General features: G+C 42.2%; 18 protein-coding genes. 10 read left to right on the forward strand and 8 right to left on the reverse strand.

From position 1 onward, the window contains the following. Nucleotides 1-3 precede the first annotated feature (3 nt). From ABDW02_RS02845 to ABDW02_RS02855, 3 genes are all read left to right on the forward strand, one after another. The gene (locus tag ABDW02_RS02845; RefSeq protein WP_343631903.1) at nucleotides 4-642 is read left to right on the forward strand and encodes a VTT domain-containing protein; all 639 of its coding nucleotides are present in this window, start codon (nucleotides 4-6) and stop codon (nucleotides 640-642) included. Next, a complete protein-coding gene (locus ABDW02_RS02850; protein ID WP_343631905.1) occupies nucleotides 635-1366 on the forward strand; it encodes a shikimate dehydrogenase in 732 nt (243 codons plus the stop codon). The genes ABDW02_RS02845 and ABDW02_RS02850 overlap by 8 nt, the downstream gene beginning before the upstream one ends. Nucleotides 1367-1459: 93 nt before the next feature. After that, the gene (locus ABDW02_RS02855) at nucleotides 1460-2089 is read left to right on the forward strand and encodes an RNA-binding domain-containing protein (protein WP_343631907.1); all 630 of its coding nucleotides are present in this window, start codon (nucleotides 1460-1462) and stop codon (nucleotides 2087-2089) included. 211 nt (nucleotides 2090-2300) lie between these two features. Here ABDW02_RS02855 and ABDW02_RS02860 read toward each other — a convergent pair whose 3' ends face one another. Further along, a complete protein-coding gene (locus ABDW02_RS02860; RefSeq protein WP_343631909.1) occupies nucleotides 2301-2561 on the reverse strand; it encodes a hypothetical protein in 261 nt (86 codons plus the stop codon). A 150-nt stretch (nucleotides 2562-2711) separates the two neighbouring features. On the opposite strand from ABDW02_RS02860, the gene ABDW02_RS02865 reads away from it, so the two are divergent. Further along, complete coding sequence (locus tag ABDW02_RS02865) at nucleotides 2712-2906, forward strand: hypothetical protein (protein ID WP_124745017.1); 195 nt, start codon at nucleotides 2712-2714, stop codon at nucleotides 2904-2906. Nucleotides 2907-3082: 176 nt separating this feature from the next. Here the strand turns inward: ABDW02_RS02865 and ABDW02_RS02870 are convergent, their stop codons facing one another. From ABDW02_RS02870 to mutY, 5 genes are all read right to left on the reverse strand, one after another. Continuing rightward, nucleotides 3083-5446 (reverse strand): M14 family zinc carboxypeptidase, encoded by a 2364-nt coding sequence (locus ABDW02_RS02870; RefSeq protein WP_343631911.1) that lies wholly within the window; start codon nucleotides 5444-5446, stop codon nucleotides 3083-3085. Nucleotides 5447-5542: 96 nt separating this feature from the next. Next, entirely contained in the window at nucleotides 5543-6130 is a 588-nt protein-coding gene (locus tag ABDW02_RS02875; RefSeq protein WP_343631913.1) for a hypothetical protein, read from the reverse strand. Next, entirely contained in the window at nucleotides 6123-7457 is a 1335-nt protein-coding gene (gene gldE, locus ABDW02_RS02880) for a gliding motility-associated protein GldE (RefSeq protein WP_343631914.1), read from the reverse strand. Before gldE ends, ABDW02_RS02875 begins: the two co-directional genes overlap by 8 nt. A gap of 2 nt (nucleotides 7458-7459) precedes the next feature. After that, nucleotides 7460-7912 carry a single-stranded DNA-binding protein gene (gene ssb / locus ABDW02_RS02885; RefSeq protein ID WP_343631916.1) on the reverse strand — a complete coding sequence of 151 codons (453 nt, stop codon included), beginning with the start codon at nucleotides 7910-7912 and terminating at the stop codon, nucleotides 7460-7462. A 118-nt stretch (nucleotides 7913-8030) separates the two neighbouring features. After that, on the reverse strand, nucleotides 8031-9035 hold the full coding sequence (gene mutY, locus ABDW02_RS02890; protein ID WP_343631917.1) for an A/G-specific adenine glycosylase: 1005 nt from the start codon (nucleotides 9033-9035) through the stop codon (nucleotides 8031-8033). A 108-nt stretch (nucleotides 9036-9143) separates the two neighbouring features. On the opposite strand from mutY, the gene ABDW02_RS02895 reads away from it, so the two are divergent. The 3 genes from ABDW02_RS02895 (at nucleotide 9144) to ABDW02_RS02905 (ending at nucleotide 11778) form a co-directional block, all read left to right on the forward strand. Then, nucleotides 9144-9434: an HU family DNA-binding protein gene (locus tag ABDW02_RS02895; protein ID WP_124745023.1), complete on the forward strand. Its 291-nt coding sequence runs from the start codon at nucleotides 9144-9146 to the stop codon at nucleotides 9432-9434. Nucleotides 9435-9757: 323 nt separating this feature from the next. Then, nucleotides 9758-11305, forward strand: a complete 1548-nt coding sequence (locus ABDW02_RS02900) for an Rne/Rng family ribonuclease (RefSeq protein ID WP_343631919.1) — start codon at nucleotides 9758-9760, stop codon at nucleotides 11303-11305. Then, a complete protein-coding gene (locus tag ABDW02_RS02905; RefSeq protein WP_343631921.1) occupies nucleotides 11305-11778 on the forward strand; it encodes a regulatory protein RecX in 474 nt (157 codons plus the stop codon). Before ABDW02_RS02900 ends, ABDW02_RS02905 begins: the two co-directional genes overlap by 1 nt. A 152-nt stretch (nucleotides 11779-11930) precedes the next feature. On the opposite strand, the gene ABDW02_RS02910 is transcribed toward ABDW02_RS02905, so the two are convergent. Both ABDW02_RS02910 and ABDW02_RS02915 read right to left on the reverse strand, forming a co-directional pair. Then, the gene (locus tag ABDW02_RS02910; protein WP_343631923.1) at nucleotides 11931-12551 is read right to left on the reverse strand and encodes a hypothetical protein; all 621 of its coding nucleotides are present in this window, start codon (nucleotides 12549-12551) and stop codon (nucleotides 11931-11933) included. Between the two features lie 21 nt (nucleotides 12552-12572). Beyond that, the gene (locus ABDW02_RS02915; RefSeq protein ID WP_343631924.1) at nucleotides 12573-13883 is read right to left on the reverse strand and encodes a choice-of-anchor B family protein; all 1311 of its coding nucleotides are present in this window, start codon (nucleotides 13881-13883) and stop codon (nucleotides 12573-12575) included. 289 nt (nucleotides 13884-14172) lie between these two features. Between ABDW02_RS02915 and ABDW02_RS02920 the strand changes: the two genes are divergently transcribed. From ABDW02_RS02920 to ABDW02_RS02930, 3 genes are read left to right on the forward strand one after another with little or no spacing between them, the layout of a single operon-like run. Then, complete coding sequence (locus ABDW02_RS02920; protein WP_343631925.1) at nucleotides 14173-14886, forward strand: polyprenol monophosphomannose synthase; 714 nt, start codon at nucleotides 14173-14175, stop codon at nucleotides 14884-14886. After that, the gene (locus ABDW02_RS02925; RefSeq protein WP_343631926.1) at nucleotides 14886-16223 is read left to right on the forward strand and encodes a dihydroorotase; all 1338 of its coding nucleotides are present in this window, start codon (nucleotides 14886-14888) and stop codon (nucleotides 16221-16223) included. The genes ABDW02_RS02920 and ABDW02_RS02925 overlap by 1 nt, the downstream gene beginning before the upstream one ends. Further along, a complete protein-coding gene (locus ABDW02_RS02930) occupies nucleotides 16220-16570 on the forward strand; it encodes a DUF4296 domain-containing protein (protein WP_343631927.1) in 351 nt (116 codons plus the stop codon). The genes ABDW02_RS02925 and ABDW02_RS02930 overlap by 4 nt, the downstream gene beginning before the upstream one ends. Nucleotide 16571 lies beyond the last annotated feature (1 nt).

Here is a 16571-nt window from a genome sequence, read left to right on the forward strand (position 1 = left end):
AGCATGATAGAGTTATTCAAACACTTATTTCACCTGGATTTCAACTGGGTGTTCGATCATTATCGCGACTCCATTTACGTGGTTCTTTTTGTGGTGATCTTCATTGAAACAGGATTGATTATCATGCCTTTTCTTCCGGGAGATTCCCTGTTGTTTATGGCCGGGATGTTTGCCGCTAACGGAAAACTGGATTTGGCATTTATTCTTGGATCGCTTGCTTTTGCAGCTGTTTTGGGTGATAATGTTAATTATTGGATTGGTCGTAAACTCGGATTGGGGGTTTTCGAATGGAAAATCAGAGGCCGTCAGTTCGTTAAGCAATCTTATTTGACCAAAACAGAACAATTCTTTGAAAAAAGAGGAGTAGCGGCGATTATTATGGCACGTTTCGTACCGATTGTCAGAACATTTACCCCATTTGCAGCGGGAATCGGTAAAATGAAATACCGCACGTTCCTGATCTACGATATTATTGGTGGAGTGCTCTGGATTACTTCCATGACCCTTGCCGGATATTTCCTGGGTGAAATCGAATGGGTGAGAGAGAACAACGAAAAAGTAGTTTTATTGATCATCCTGGTTTCTATTCTTCCGATGCTGATCAGCTTCCTGAAATCAAAATTCAGTAAAAAAGATGCCTGAATTCGGACTGGTTGGTAAAACCCTGGGGCATTCTTTTTCAAAAAACTATTTTGAAGAAAAATTCCGGAGAGAAGGATTGAATTATACATTTGAGAATTTTGAATTGCCCGCGATTGAAGAGATTCAACGTGTTTTTAGTATTCCTGACCTAAAAGGTTTTTCGGTTACAATTCCCTACAAAGAACAAATTATTCCCTTCCTGGATTCCTTGAGTGAAGAAGCGAAAGCCATCGGAGCGGTGAACTGTGTGCACTTGTCTGCAGATGGTCAGAAAACCGGATTCAATACTGACGCTTTTGGTTTTCACCAGATGATCAAGCCTTTTCTGACGAACGAACATGAACGCGCACTCATCCTCGGAACAGGCGGTGCTTCGAAAGCTGTTGCTTATGTTTTGAAGAATATCGGGCTGGACGTTCTTTGGATTTCGCGTCATCCGGAAAATGCAAAAGAATTTTCCTACGAAGCAGTCAATGAACACATGCTTCGTGCTTGTAAAGTGATTGTGAATTGCACACCGGTAGGGACTTTCCCGAATGTGGACGAATCGGTTCCATTTCCCTTTGAATTCCTGACACACTCACATTTGTGCATCGATTTAATCTATAATCCGGAAGAAACGAAGTTTTTGAGAGAAGCGCGTTTGAAAGGAGCTGCTACGCTGAACGGTTTTTCGATGCTGAAAGAGCAGGCAAACAAAGCCTGGGAGATCTGGAATAGCTGAATCGCCCGGAAAAGCTTCGGTTTGCCATTTGGCAAACAGGCAAATTAGCAAATTTACCAAATTTCATTTGCGGTTTCTTAGTATTTTTGTGAGATGCAGTCGGTAAAACAGTTGATCAGAGAAGGCGAACACCAGCAACAGGATTTCAAATTCCGTATTGATGATTCCAAAAAGATTGCGAGAACCCTGGTTGCCTTTGCAAACACTGACGGCGGAAGACTTTTGATCGGTGTTAAAGACAACGGAAAAATTGCCGGAGTTGATCCGACGGAAGAAATTCACATGATCGAAGCAGCAGTGGACATGTACTCCAAGCCCAAACTGGAATATCAGTCGCGCGTGTGGCAGGAAGACATGAAGCTGGTTCTGGAAATTTCCATTGAAAAAAGTGCGCAGCGACCTATAATGGCTTTAGACGAAGAAGGAAAATGGAAAGCCTACGTCAGAAGAAAAGATCACACACTTTTAGCGAATAAAATCCTGTTGAATGTCTGGAAACACGAACGTTTTGATCAGAAAAGACCGGAGAAAATAGGAGAGGAGGAAACACAATTGCTGGCAATTATATCCGGGAATCCCGGAATCACATTGAGCAAAATTTACCGCTTGTCGAATTTGGACAAGTCACGTGTTGACCGCTTAATGGTCTTATTCGTCTCCTGGAATTTGATTACTATGGAAATGAATGAGAACGGTACTTTTTACCGGGTAAGTGAGCAATAACCTCCGGCTATTTTTTTGATAATCAGCCTATTTTTTAGGAATCTCAAAATAAAGTCATATATTCGCGGCAAATTTGGAGATTGAATAAAGCGTTTTACATTTCAAGTTTGGTTCTCAGCATACTATTCAGTTTCATTGTACTCTACTACATTGATTTGGTCAGTTATGCAAGATCCTACGATTATTTGGCTTATAGCAACGGCTACTACGATTACAGTTCCGGTTCCGGAAAAACGGAGGAAGGCGCCCTGATAAGCATATTCTTTTTCTTGTTTTTTATCACGACATTCTTACTCGGGTTAATTAAAATTAAACGGGTTACAAATAAAGTTTTGTCAATTATCGGCTTGTCTTTATCGGCATTATTTTTGCTGTGGGATTTAGTCATGCTGAGCTCGCCGTCGAGTATCAGTTTTGATGAAGTTGGGATAGGTTTTTTCTTTTTTACGCCCATGATCGTGGCTTTTTCCATTGTTGGAATTATCCAGTCGAACAGGTTTAAAAGACAAGGAGTCCTATACAAACAAAAAGTGGAATCAGATTTATTGGATTCCTAAAAAAATATAATTTTAAACGAAGCGTTTAATGTATTGCTATATTAGACGAAGAAAAACACAAACAAATGGGTAGACCTCCAACAAAACCAGCAAGATTGCGAGATGGTTTTTACATTGAAGTGAGAAATTCAGGATCACAAGGTATACGAATTAGAAGAGATACTAGAGAGCAAATGCTTCTTGCAGCTGAGGATTATTCACGCACAAAAGACGTTGTAATTCTTGGTGAAATGAAAGATGATAAATGGATTGATCAATAAAAATCATTCATCGCATAAATGTGAAAAAAAGGCCTTCCGGGATGGAAAGCCTTTTTTTATTGTGTATTGTTTGATCGAGCCGCGAATCACTTCATGTTATGATTATTTCAGATTCTGCTCTCATGCTCGTTTTCATTTCGCTACCGCTATAGCTTTAGCAAACGATCTCATTCTGTTCAATGAATGACTACCAATTTCACGGGAGATTTTTGTGCTGCTGATCCCGAGTAACGCACGTAGTAAACACCTACTGACAGTTTATCCGTACGGATTTCAACTTTCGGTCCGTCTACAGAATAAGTGGAAACCGTTTCTCCGTTTGTATTGACAATTTCGATTTTTCCGTTTTGAACCGACTGATCAAACACAATATTTGCATATGAACTCGCCGGATTCGGAACCAAATGGAATAAGTCTTTTTCATTCTCTGCAAGACCGGTATAGTCAATATTGTAAAGCACTTCAAAATCATCGAAGTAGAAACCGTCTGCACGCGTTCCACCGTCCGATTTCAGGATAAAACGCACCTTGATACTGTCGCCGATATAATCACTCAGGTTGATTTCTTCCAATACCCAATTCGCTTCCGTTCCTTCATAAACAGGCTGATTGTTCGGTTGAACCGATCCGTTTGCGCTGGTTCCCGGAACGGTATAATTTCCGCACTGACCGATCCAGGTTGTTCCGCCGTCATTGGAAACCTGGAATTGACAGTAATCGTAATCGGTTTCAATTTCCCATTTTGCGTAGAATTTGATCATTGCTTCCGTCACATGCGTCAGATCAATCGTATTGTTGAACTGGTAAGTTCTTGTGACGTTATTCGCGTAATCTGCTCCCGGTGAATCGGTAAACGAAGTGCTTGGAGAAACATATGTTGCATTGGTTGTAGCCCAACTTCCCGTCCAGTTTACAGCACTGTTTGCCTCGTCAATGAACTGGGAAGTGATACTTCCGAACGTCTTCACGATCGTGTCGTGTTTTGTCCAGCCTGCATATTCGGTATTCAGGGCGTATTTGATCTCATCTCCGAATTGGATAGTTGGATTCAGTACATAGGAAATGCCGCTGTTTTGAGTTCCCATAATAGCCAGGTCGTGAACACTTGGAGAGCCCACGGACTGAATACCGGTAATCGGGGTAATACTGACAGTTACAGGTCCGTTTTCAAGCCCCAGGCGATAAGCGCTGTGATTGAAATTTCCCGTTGTTGCAGCGATCATTCCCGGATCGGTATCTTCCACCACCAAATAACGATGGGTCAGGTGCGACAGGATGAGGTTCGGAAATACCATATCCTGGCAAATTCCGGTAATCTGATTGGCGGCAGGCCAGAATCCGCCGGTGGTATTACTTACTTCCGGAGTCATTGCGAAGATTTTTGGCTTCACGATCGTATCGACTTTGTACATATAATCGTCGGAATCCCCGGATGCAGGATAAAGTGCTGAAGATTTGATATTCGCGTACCCGTTATATTGAACCATGTGATGTGTAAATGCCTGGAAGTAGTTGTGATCTACTGCAAATTCCGCGGTCGTGGTCCCAATCGGGTGAAGGATATCGTTTGCATAGGTATGCGCGTTGAAAGCATATTGAAAATCGCGGTTTTCGCAAAACCATTTCATAGCCTGTGTTTCAGGTTCTGAAAACGCAGCAGTTCCGCAATAAGTCTCGTTTGTTTGAGTGGTTGTTGTGCCGGTTGTTCCCCAACCATAGGAATAATTGCGGTTCAAATCCACACCATAACTTCCGCCGCTATTGTGCCGGCGGTTTTTTCGCCACATACCGCCACCCGCAGGATCTGTTGTTTCGTTGTAAATATATCCGTCCGGGTTGACCATCGGAACGAAATACATTTCCGTATTGTCGACCAAATACTTGATCTCTGCGCTGGTATTGTAATTTTCAAGCAGGTACCACATGTAGAAAATGACTTCAGACAAGGAGTTTGGTTCCCGTGCGTGATGAACAGCTGTGTAAAGCACTTCCGGCTCCGCTTCATCGGAATTCGGGTTGTCACTTAAACGGATCCAGTAAATTGGCCTGCTCTCAATAGTTGTAAACGTGCTGATAGGTGCCCGTGCAGAAATCAGGTTCGGATATTGGGCTGCCATTGCGTCGATCTCATCCAGGAATTCCTGGTAAGTGTAAAATCCGCCCATGGTTCCCAGGTTGAAATTGGATGGAACTGCCGGAGTGAAGGTACCTGGTCCGGAAGTTTGCGGACAAGTAGCATTTTTTTCTGTCGCAGGGGCATTCGGATCATGTCCCGCATTTTGGTTCACGTAATAAGCTTTTACATCCGGAATAAGGATTTCTACCGTAAAGCCGGCATCACGAATGCGCTTTATTTCATCTTTGGAGAAGTCAGAAATAAAGAAAGTTCCACGCTTTACAACGCCGTGATCAATACCGATCCCAAGTTCAGCTAATGTTTGGAGTCCGTCGGAATCTGCGAGAATTTTTGCCCGGGAGTATTCCTGGGAGAATCCCCAGCACGAAACCAGGAATGAAAATAGTAGGAGAGTTCTTTTCATAAAGAGTATAGTTTTCCATAAAAATAAGGATTCTTATAGATTCTACACCAATTAATTAGGCAGTAGGGCTGAAAAATTTTTCGTCCCTACTGCCTGTCATTTCTTCCACTCCAGTGTGTTGATCAAATGCAATAAATCTACTTTCAGATAATTCAGTGACGGACGCAGGGAATCGTAATTCGGCCTGCAATTCATCAAAACTTCCCCGCGGATAAAGTGCGAAGTCGAATCTGTGAGGTAGAACTGGTAATTCGTTGCAACATTTCCTTCAAATTCAAAAAGTGTCCCGTAGACTTTTTTGTCCGGGAAAACAAAGTTCTGATCTTTGATTCCGGTCGCTTTAATCTGGTGTTCGTCGACTTTGTCGTTTGATAAATTGATGTAACGCACCAGGGTATCGCGGTTCGGGATCGGGTAATAATTCAGGTATAAAATCCCGTTCAAAGGTCCCAGGTTAATTTCTTTGTGATTGGTCACTTCTCCTTTGTAAGTAACTGTTTTCGCGAAATAAGACTTTGACAATTCAAAAGAGTAGGTGGAAGCGTCATCCACCTTCACATATTCATGCTTGGGGAAATCGGTTCTTAAATAAGTCGGTGGTTTCGGGATCAACAGATCGTCGTCTCCGCAACTGCTCACTGCAACTGCGAGAATTAAACATACTGAACCAATTATCTTATTCATCTTCCTGGATTGTTTTAATCATTTTTATTCTTCGCTTGTCGGAACTTTCAACTACCAGCTTCACGTTTCCGCAGCGAATGTATTCGTTATTTCGCAGAATTCTGCCTGCCTGCTCGATAATAAATCCACCGATTGTGTCGGATTCACCCTTTATCTGGTCGAAATCTTTTCCGTCGATTTCCAGTACTTTGTAGAAATCAACCAACGATGTTCTTCCTTCGAACAGATAAGTGGAATCGTCGATCTTCGTGTAAATGAGGTCGTCATCGTCAAATTCGTCCGTAATGTCGCCCACAATCTCTTCCAGTACATCTTCCAGCGTTACCAGTCCATTTGCACCACCGTATTCGTCCACAACGATGGCCATATGCATTTTCATATCCTGGAATTCTTTCAGCAAATCATCAATCTTCTTGTTCTCAGGAATGAAATAAGGTTTTCTCAGGAGTGTTTTCCAGTCAAACGATTCGTTGTTGATGAAAGGAAGCAAATCCTTGATATACAATATTCCGGTTACATTGTCGAAGGTACTTTCATGGATCGGAATCCGCGAATATCCGGCATCCAGCACAACATCCAATACTTCCTGAAAACTTGCTTCATTGGAAATGGTTACAATATCCAACCGGGATTTCATGATTTGTTTTACTTCCGTATTCCCGAATTTGATGATTCCTTCCAGGATCCGGTGTTCATCTTCGTTGTCTAAATCTTCTTTTGTCAGGGCCAAAGCATGTTCCAGGTCATCGGTCGATAAATTGATGCCTCTTTTTTTAGCCCGGCGATTGATCAGATTTGTTCCGTTGACCAACAGCCAGCGCAACCAGGAGAAAGGAGGCAAAATGTTGATGAACGTAATGGGATTTGCCATGAAACGGGCTGTGGATAAGGTATTCCGTGAAGCGTAAAGTTTCGGTGCAACTTCTCCTAGTAATAAAAGAAATGTCGTAATTCCAACTACTTCAATCAGGAAACGAAGGGTATTCGGTTCGTCTGAATTGGGGAAAAACTGATCGATCACTTCCGTTGAAAGGATGATGATGCAAACGTTTATAAAGTTGTTTGTAATCAGGATGGTAGCCAGTAAATCCTTCGGTTTTGAAAGCAGTTTTAAAATGGCCTGCGAACTCCTGGACTGATCTTCTTCCAGATCCTTTTTTTCTGCAGGCCCCAAAGCAAAAAAAGCAACTTCTGATGCCGAAATCAATGCAGAACAGGCAATTAAAATGAAAATGATGATCAGTGAGGCAATGTGATCAGAGAAATTAAATCCCGCGTGAATACTGACGGGAATACTATCTGAAGATAATCCGGATATGCTGTCCATGTTTAGAACGGTAAATCATCATTAGGACTGATATCCAAATTCATCGGACTTGGATTTTGAGGCTCTTCCGTAGGATACGGCGGAGTGTTCGATCCCATTGAACGGTTATCCTGCTCATTTCTTGGAGTCAGAATGGTCAATTCGTCAGCCACGACTTCCGTGGTATAACGTGTTGCACCCGTTTGATCTGTCCAGGAACGTGTTTTCAGTTTTCCTTCGATATATACTTTGATGCCTTTGCGCACGTATTTCTCAACGACTTCCGCCAGGCCTCTCCAGACAACAATGTTATGCCAATCGGTATTATCCCTGCGCTCACCGGTTGTTCTGTCAACGTAAGTTTCAGACGTTGCAATGGGGAAACTTGCCACCACCGCTCCGTTTTCCAAACGTCTCACTTCCGGGTCTTTTCCCAGGTTTCCAATTAAAATTACTTTGTTTACGCTGCCTGACATACTTCAAATCTTTGATAAATATAAAAATACGAATTCTTAAATGAATTGAAAATGTAAAATTGAGAATTTAAAAAGATGGATTCAGTTTACTTTTCAATTTTCCATTGTCCATTTTCAATTAGTCGTTAGACTCCAAATATTTCTCCATCAACCGGTGAATCGGATAATCCTCCAGCTGGCTTTTTTCAACGAAATGGAACTCCAATCCATTGATTTCGGATAGTTCTGTTTTATAGAAGAACGCATAAATATGCTGATGGCTCAAAATGTGTTTGGTTTGGTAGCAAAGGTTTGCCGAGTCTTTGAATTCCGTTGGAATGTTTTCGTTGTCGCTTTCAATAAGCGGGAATTCGTATAATTTCTCCCAAACGTCTTTTCCGGTTCGCTGGTCCAGTGCAATTTCACCTTCCTTTTCAATATGCAGGTAATGGAAATAACGTTTTCTCACTTTTGTTTTTCCCTTCTTTACCGGGAGTTTTTTGATGAGTTCCGTATCAAAGGCACTTGCACAGCTTTGGTTCAGTACACAGGAATTACAATCCGGGTTATTGGGCGTACATTGAATAGCCCCGAATTCCATGATTGCCTGGTTGAAAAGAGCCGGATCGGATTCCGGGATCAGCGAATCGGCCAGTTTCTGGAAGGTTTTCTTCCCTTGAGTCGAATCAATCGGCTCATCAATACCGAAATAACGGCTAAGTACCCGGTAAACATTCCCGTCTACAACAGCATGGGGCAAATCGAAAGCAAAAGAAGAAATAGCCGCCGCAGTATACGGACCGATTCCTTTTAATTGAATAATCTCTGCATACGTTTTCGGGAATTCGCCGCCGTATTCATCCCGGACCTGCTGAGCCGTTTTATGTAAATTCCGTGCTCTTGAATAGTACCCCAATCCTTGCCAAAGTTTTAGAACGGATGCTTCATCTGCGTCTGCAAGTTGGTTCAAAACGGGGTAATTTTCGATAAATTTCAGGTAATAATTCATTCCCTGATCAACCCTTGTTTGTTGTAAAATGACCTCCGATAACCAGATAAAATACGGGTTTTTCGTGCTTCTCCATGGGAGTTCGCGAGCATTTAGTCTGTACCAATCGCTTATTAGTAGAACAAAATCAGCCATTTAGGGAAAAAATTGAAGTTTTTTAAAAATAAAGCAAAAATAAACGTTTAAGCTGACTACTTTTGCACCTGAAAATCACATTGTTGAAAAACTTTAATTTATAATAAGATGACAAAGGCAGATATCGTTGCTGAGATTGCAGAGGAAACAGGATTGGAAAGAAATGAAGCACAGAAAGCTGTTGAAGCTTTTATGACTTCTATTAAAACTTCTTTGACTAAAGGTCAGAACGTTTATTTAAGAGGTTTTGGTAGCTTCATTGTGAAAGAGAGAGCAGAGAAGACAGGGCGCAATATTTCAAAAAACACAACGATTATTATCCCGGCTCATAATATCCCTTCATTCAAACCGGCTAAAACGTTTGTTGAAGAGGTGAAGAATAAGGTGATTGTGAAATAATTCCATCTTTTTTGCTGCAACTAGTTGTAGGAAAACTTATTTTAATATCTTTGCACTCCTGTTTGACGCAGGAGTGCTTTTTTTAAAAGCTATTGAAATTGAAATTGAAATAATTGAATTAATAACCATAAAATAATATTGCTATGCCAAGCGGTAAAAAAAGAAAAAGACATAAAATGGCGACGCACAAGCGTAAGAAAAGACTAAGAAAAAATCGTCATAAAAAGAAGAAATAAGAATCTTCTTAAGATAGTTGGAAGAGCTTAGTAAGTGGTTTTGCTTACTAAGTTTTTCTATTTTAGTTACTTTCTAATTATACGTTCGTGAGTTTAGAACTAGTTGTAGACACCCGTGATGGTGGAGTATGGCTTGCTCTCTTGCGCGATGGGAAATTGATTGAACTGCATCAGGAGCAGGGAAGTACCGATTTTGCCGTAGGTGATATTTACCTGGGGAAAGTCAGAAAGGTGGTTCCCAGTCTGAATGCGGCTTTTGTGGATGTCGGATACGAGAAAGATGCGTTTTTGCATTACCTCGATCTGGGGCCACAATTCCAATCTTTGAATAAATTTACCAAAGATACCCTGCAAGGGAAGCAGAATGTTGCTGATTTGCTTTATTTTAAAGCGGAAAAAGACATTCCAAAAGACGGAAAGATTACCGAGATTGTATCCACTTCATCACCCATATTGGTTCAGGTTGCAAAAGAGCCTATATCCAGCAAAGGACCTCGTTTAAGTGCAGAATTGACACTTGCAGGGCGCTATTTGGTGTTAGTGCCGTTTTCGGAAAAAGTTTCCATCTCCCAAAAAATTAAGAGTCAGGAAGAGCGTGACCGTTTGCGTCATTTGATGGACGATATCAAACCGAAGAACTTTGGTGTGATCATCCGTACGGTTGCTGAAAACAAGAAAGTGGAAGCAATCGACCAGGACCTTAGAAACCTGATGGAGAAGTGGAAGAACATGCATGCAAACTTAAAGCAGGCAACTCCACCTCGTCGCGTTTTAGGTGAAATTGACAAAACTTCATCCATTCTTCGTGACTTACTGAATGCTGATTTCTCCAATATCCACGTGAGCGACGAAAAGCTCATGTCGGAATTGAAAGGATACATCAGCGGAATTGCCCCTGGTCGTGAGAAAATCCTGAAATTGTATGACGGAAAACTCAATATTTTTGAGCGTTTCGGTATCAATAAGCAAATTAAGACCATGTTCGGTAAAAAAGTGCCGCTTCCTTCCGGAGGTTACCTGATTATCGAGCACACGGAAGCCATGCACGTGATCGACGTGAACAGCGGAAACCGTAAAGGTGCCGACGGACAGGAATCCAATGCGCTGGCTACAAACATTGAAGCAGCAGAAGAAATTGCCCGTTTACTTCAATTGCGCGATATGGGTGGAATCGTTTGTATCGATTTCATTGATATGCACGATAAGGAAAACAACAAGGATTTGTTCGAGAAACTGAAGGAATTTATGCGTTCCGATAGAGCAAAGCATAACATTCTTCCTCCGTCCAAATTTGGTGTTGTGGAAATTACCCGCCAGCGTGTAAGGCCTGAGACAGATATCAATACGTCTGAAACATGCCCTACCTGCAACGGAACAGGTGAAGTACAGGCATCGATCTTGTTTGCCGAAGAAATTGAAATGAATCTGAATTTCCTGTTGGGAGATAAAAAGGAAAAGAAAGTGACTTTGATGGTTCACCCGTACTTAGAAGCTTATTTCAAGAAAGGATTCATCTCGAAACAATGGAAATGGTTCCTGAAATACAAAAAATGGGTAGATGTGCGCGGAGTAACCGCCTATCACTTACTGGAATACAATTTCCTGGATAAAGATAATAACGAAATTGCTCTCTGATGGGGAGCAATTTTTCGTTTCTGGAAGCTAAGCACAAGATCGAATCCTATTGTGCTTACCAGGACAGGTCTCATTTCGAGGTCAGAAACAAACTCTTTTCCTGGGGACAAAGTGCTGAACAGGTCGATCAGTTAACAGCTTATCTGATTGAAAACAAATACCTGGACGAAGGCCGTTTTGCGGAATCCTACGTTTCCGGGAAGCTTCGTATCAAGCATTGGGGACGGATCAAAATCAAACAGGGATTAAAGCTGAAGCAAATCCCGGAAAAGATTATTCAACTGGCGTTTAAAACCATTGACCCGGACGAATATTTCGAAATCCTGAAACACGAAATCGCCAAAAAACAAAAGGATCTCTCAAATGAGAAAGATCCCTGGAAAAAGAAGGCAAAACTCCTTCGGTATGTGCAATCAAAAGGCTTTGAGAACGATTTGATTTATGAAGCATTAGAAGATTTGAATGAGGATTAACCTGTTTCTCCCCTTGAGGGGAGATCAAGAGGGGTGGTGGATTTGGTTTCATCGAACAATATCTCTTCCCACTTCCTCTGACGGAGTCTGATACTCGTCAGAGTCTTCAGAACTTAGTCCCTCCTCCCCCAAAGAGGGAAAAATCGATACCGTTACTTAAACGTTGACTTCTTAAATAAACCCAGCATTTTTTGCTTGTCTGCTTCGTTGTTATACGAAATCGTAACAGTCATAAACTTTCCTTTCACCAAGGCATTCATTAAAAGCTGTGTAGCGAAAACTTTTGCTTCGCGGTTGTTCAAAGAAACTTCATACGTGTCGAATGTTACGCCGCTAACCGTTAGTTTCCCGGGTATGGTATCCGTATACATGTTGCGTTCCAGGTAGTTGGTGTAAATCCTGACGTGATTCGCAGCAATAATGCGTTTGTATGCAGCTTCATCTCCTGAAAACGCTTCCCAGCTGGATTGGAAATTGTTGTCGAAATTCTTTTGGAAAGCCAGTGTTCGTTTAATTCCCGACATGTTTGAAGTGGTGTCGTTCACCGACTCTTTACTTCGCTCGTCCAGGGATTCCAAACTGGATTTAGTGGTAATGATCCAATTATCCGGGAATTCCATCGTCCAGCCCAATGCCTGGCTCGTGTATTTATTTCCGTCGAAAGTACCTTCGTCTACTTCTTTCGAATAATCTTTTTTTGCCGGGCTTCCGCAAGCGCCTACTACAAAAAGTGCTATGGACAAAGCGGGAATAATTGCGTGTTTTAGATTCATTTTATCGGATTTTGGTTCATACTAAATAACTACTATTTTTCGAATAATCTCTTGCGACCTTCCGGCATCATCATACAGGTGAATTCTCATTTGGTAAGTTCCTGCAGAAAAATTCACCGGAACTTCCGCGTAATTGAAATGTTCGCTGGTGCCGCCTGAGACTTGTTTGCCGTTCAAATCGTATATGCTCCATTCGGTTTTTACGGTTTCAATGGGAATGGTCATGAAAATGGATTCGGAACTGGAAACCGGGTTGGGAAACAAGTCCGTTTCATTGTTCAGAGGAAAGGATTTGAGCATTTTCTCCCGGTCGAAGTGCAACAGGAACAAACCGTATTGCCTGTCGGAAACCAACAATCTTTCGGAGGGAAGATCGGCAAAAATTCCCCAGTTCCCGTTCATTTTGTAGGGATTGTCATCCGGATAGGTGTCGTAATGGGCTACTTCCAGCGGAACAGTATAGCGCAGGTCAAAAACTCGGATTCCTTCGTTGTAATAAGCCACAAAAGCGAACTCATTGGTCGCCTTGATATTGTGCGGAACAGATCCGTTCTCGTAATTCGTCCCGAAATAATTGTTGATCGTCACTAAAGAACCGTTGAAACTGCAGTTTTTCACGCGCTTTCCATTTGTTTCATCCGCGAAAAGATAACGTGTTCCGTCGGGAGTGAGCCAGCCTTGATGATTGTATCCCTGGTCGGTGTAAATGTTTTTCGAATCCAGGTATAAAGGAGCATTGGTGTTCGTGAAATTGTAAACTCTCAGCCCGTCGTACCCGCAATTCATCAGTGCGACTCCGTTTCTGACGTAAATATCATGCACTTCAAGCACATCTCCCGGACCACTCCAAAGTTCCTGTAAGTTCAACGGATCGGTCAATGAAAAGATTTTCAGTGGAGCGTCGATCGCCTGAGTGTTGACGGTGCTTCGGTGAATGCAGGAATAGAATTTTTCCTGGACCGTATCGATGAAAATATTGTGGACGCGCCCGAATTGTACGGTGTCTTCCTTGGCCAGATGAATGGAATCGGGAAGGTATTGGAGATCGATGATTTGCAGACTGCTCACACCTTCGTCGCAAACGGCATAGAGGTAGTTTTTGAATACGGCATATTCCCGGTGCTGGACAAAGGTACTGGAATAGCGTCCTTTGATAAATCCTTTAGGAATAAGCTGGTCCTGGTCGTTTACAAGGAAAACATGGGTTCCTTCCGTAGAGCCGATTACGGCATATTCACCGCCGTTTTGGGTAAAACCGAAGCAATCGGAATAACGGACTTTGGAAGAATTGGAGATCAGGCTGTCCTGGTGCCAGTGATCCAAAAGTGTCATGTTGTGAAATGATTGGGCAAATAATGCGTTAGTGTGACTGAGAAAAATCACGGAAAATGCTATTTGAAGGGTCCATTTCATCTATTCCAAAGATAGTGAATAATCAAAGTCGGCTTTCCCATTTCTCTTAAATGTATCGAATAGGTTGTGAAATGTAAAAGTTATTTAGTCAGCTTCTGATTCGGAATTCGCAATTCGGCATCCGCAATTCTAAATTATGTTAGAAACTGCATAAATGCATTGAAGGAAGCGGAATTTGACTATTTTTATCACCTGAAATTAAACCCACGTGACGCGAGCAGTTGTAATTATCCCAACATATAATGAAAAAGAGAATGTTGAGCGCATGGCTCAGGCGGTAATGAGTTTGCCTGTTGCTATCGATATTCTATTTGTAGATGATAATTCACCCGATGGAACAGCTGCTATTATCCGCGACTTGATGGGGCAATTCCCGAACCGTATTTTCCTGGAAGAAAGACAAGGGAAACTGGGGCTTGGAACGGCTTATATTCACGGGTTTAAATGGTCATTGAACCAGAATTACGAGTACATTTTTGAAATGGACTGCGACTTTTCACACAATCCGCTGGATTTACCGAGATTACTGGAAGCCTGCACCCAAAAAGGAGCGGATGTAAGTATCGGTTCACGTTATACGAAAGGTGGAAAAGTCCAGAACTGGCCTATGGGCCGCATCCTGATGTCGTATTTTGCTTCAGTGTATGTTCGAATGATCCTGTTTATAGGGATTTCAGATACCACTGCCGGTTTCATGTGCTATTCGAGTAAAGTGCTCAGAGCAATTGACCTGGACAACATCCATTTCAAGGGATATGCCTTCCAGATCGAAATGAAATACGCGGCAAAGCGAAAAGGATTTAAAATTATCGAAGTTCCGATCACATTCATAGATCGACAGTTCGGAGAATCCAAAATGTCTTCAAGTATCTTCAAGGAGGCTTTCTTTGGAGTTTGGAAAATGAGAAATTTAAAGGTGTAATGGCAAAGATTTTACTGAAAGGCGCAACGCTTGTAAACGAAGGAAAAGAATTTGTTGCAGATGTTTTAATTGATGGAAAGCGTATTTCTAAAATCGCATCTTCAATTGCTGCTGACGGATCTGTGCAGGAAATCAATTGTGAAGGATTACACCTGCTTCCGGGTTGTATCGATGACCAGGTTCATTTCAGAGAACCGGGATTGACACACAAAGCCAATATCCAATCGGAATCCAGGGCTGCAGTAGCAGGAGGGATCACTTCTTTCATGGAAATGCCGAACACGGTTCCGAATACACTTACACAGGAATTACTGGAAGCAAAATACCAGCGTGCAGGGGAAGTTTCTCCCGCAAATTATTCCTTCTTCATGGGAGCTTCGAATGACAACTACGAAGAAGTAATGAAAACGAACATCCGGAATGTTTGCGGTGTCAAAATCTTCATGGGGTCTTCTACCGGAAATATGCTGGTAGATAACACCAGTACGTTGGAACACTTATTCGCAAATGTGCCGATGTTGATTGCCACACACTGCGAAGACGAGGCGACAATCAGAAAGAACCTGGAAGCATACAAAGAGAAATACGGAGAGGATATCCCGATGTCTGCCCATCCGTTGATCAGGAGTGCAGAGGCTTGTTATTTGTCGTCTTCCAAAGCGATAGAACTGGCTAAAAAGAACAATACGAGATTACACATTCTTCATATTTCTACCGGAATTGAAACGGAATTGTTCCGGAACGATATTCCACTGGAGCAGAAACGCATTACAGCCGAAGCTTGTGTGCATCATTTGTGGTTCTCAGATGCTGATTACGATCAGAAAGGTGCATGGATCAAATGGAATCCGGCGGTGAAAACAGCTGCAGACAGGGATCAGATCTGGCAGGCACTTTTGGATAACCGCATTGATGTGATCGCTACAGATCACGCACCTCATACGATAGAAGAAAAAGAGCAGAAATACCTGCAGGCACCTTCAGGCGGGCCATTGGTCCAACATGCGTTGCTGGCAATGCTGGATGCTTCTGCTAACGGGAAAATTCCGTTGGTTCGCGTGGCTGAAAAAATGGCGCATGCTGTTGCCGTTTGTTTCCGGATCGAAGACCGCGGTTTCCTCCGTGAAGGTTATTTTGCGGATTTGGTACTGGTAGACCTGAATAAAAAATCCACGGTAACCAAAGAATCCATTTTGTACCAATGCGGGTGGTCCCCGTTTGAAGGGACTACTTTCTCTTCGACTATTGAAAAGACTTTTGTGAACGGGGAAATCGTTTATGAAAATGGCCGCTTAACTGAGAATAAGCCGGGAGAACGTCTGTTATTCAACCGATGAAAAAAGTCATTGCCATCCTGCTTTTGGTTGTCCTGCAATCCTGTAACAGCGAGTTGCACGGGTTGAAAAAACCGGATAATTTGATCCCAAAAGATCAAATGGTTGAACTCATGACCAACATGCTGATCCTTGAAGGGCATATTCAAACAACCTATTCAACGGTGAACCGCTATTACAAAGTAATGACAGCTTCGGGGCGACATTATTTAAAGAGTAAGCACGTTACTGAAAAGCAATACGAAGATTCGTTTGTTTACTATAGCAGTACGCACGAAGATTTCAAGCAAATGCTGGATAAAGTGATGGAGAACCTGCAAAAGGAATCAATCGAACTGCAAAAGAAATAAG

It is taken from the genome of Fluviicola sp., from assembly GCF_039596395.1.
Taxonomy (GTDB): Bacteria; Bacteroidota; Bacteroidia; order Flavobacteriales_D; family Crocinitomicaceae; genus Fluviicola.

What these genes read in the sequence shown, in the direction of transcription:
- ABDW02_RS02845 (WP_343631903.1), top strand. Translation starts at nt 4, where the DNA reads ATGATAGAGTTATTCAAACACTTATTTCACCTGGATTTCAACTGGGTG.
- ABDW02_RS02850 (WP_343631905.1), top strand. Translation starts at nt 635, where the DNA reads ATGCCTGAATTCGGACTGGTTGGTAAAACCCTGGGGCATTCTTTTTCA.
- ABDW02_RS02855 (WP_343631907.1), top strand. Translation starts at nt 1,460, where the DNA reads ATGCAGTCGGTAAAACAGTTGATCAGAGAAGGCGAACACCAGCAACAG.
- ABDW02_RS02860 (WP_343631909.1), bottom strand. Translation starts at nt 2,561, where the DNA reads ATGGAAAAAGCCACGATCATGGGCGTAAAAAAGAAAAAACCTATCCCA.
- ABDW02_RS02865 (WP_124745017.1), top strand. Translation starts at nt 2,712, where the DNA reads ATGGGTAGACCTCCAACAAAACCAGCAAGATTGCGAGATGGTTTTTAC.
- ABDW02_RS02870 (WP_343631911.1), bottom strand. Translation starts at nt 5,446, where the DNA reads ATGAAAAGAACTCTCCTACTATTTTCATTCCTGGTTTCGTGCTGGGGA.
- ABDW02_RS02875 (WP_343631913.1), bottom strand. Translation starts at nt 6,130, where the DNA reads ATGAATAAGATAATTGGTTCAGTATGTTTAATTCTCGCAGTTGCAGTG.
- gldE (WP_343631914.1), bottom strand. Translation starts at nt 7,457, where the DNA reads ATGGACAGCATATCCGGATTATCTTCAGATAGTATTCCCGTCAGTATT.
- ssb (WP_343631916.1), bottom strand. Translation starts at nt 7,912, where the DNA reads ATGTCAGGCAGCGTAAACAAAGTAATTTTAATTGGAAACCTGGGAAAA.
- mutY (WP_343631917.1), bottom strand. Translation starts at nt 9,035, where the DNA reads ATGGCTGATTTTGTTCTACTAATAAGCGATTGGTACAGACTAAATGCT.
- ABDW02_RS02895 (WP_124745023.1), top strand. Translation starts at nt 9,144, where the DNA reads ATGACAAAGGCAGATATCGTTGCTGAGATTGCAGAGGAAACAGGATTG.
- ABDW02_RS02905 (WP_343631921.1), top strand. Translation starts at nt 11,305, where the DNA reads ATGGGGAGCAATTTTTCGTTTCTGGAAGCTAAGCACAAGATCGAATCC.
- ABDW02_RS02910 (WP_343631923.1), bottom strand. Translation starts at nt 12,551, where the DNA reads ATGAATCTAAAACACGCAATTATTCCCGCTTTGTCCATAGCACTTTTT.
- ABDW02_RS02915 (WP_343631924.1), bottom strand. Translation starts at nt 13,883, where the DNA reads ATGACACTTTTGGATCACTGGCACCAGGACAGCCTGATCTCCAATTCT.
- ABDW02_RS02925 (WP_343631926.1), top strand. Translation starts at nt 14,886, where the DNA reads ATGGCAAAGATTTTACTGAAAGGCGCAACGCTTGTAAACGAAGGAAAA.
- ABDW02_RS02930 (WP_343631927.1), top strand. Translation starts at nt 16,220, where the DNA reads ATGAAAAAAGTCATTGCCATCCTGCTTTTGGTTGTCCTGCAATCCTGT.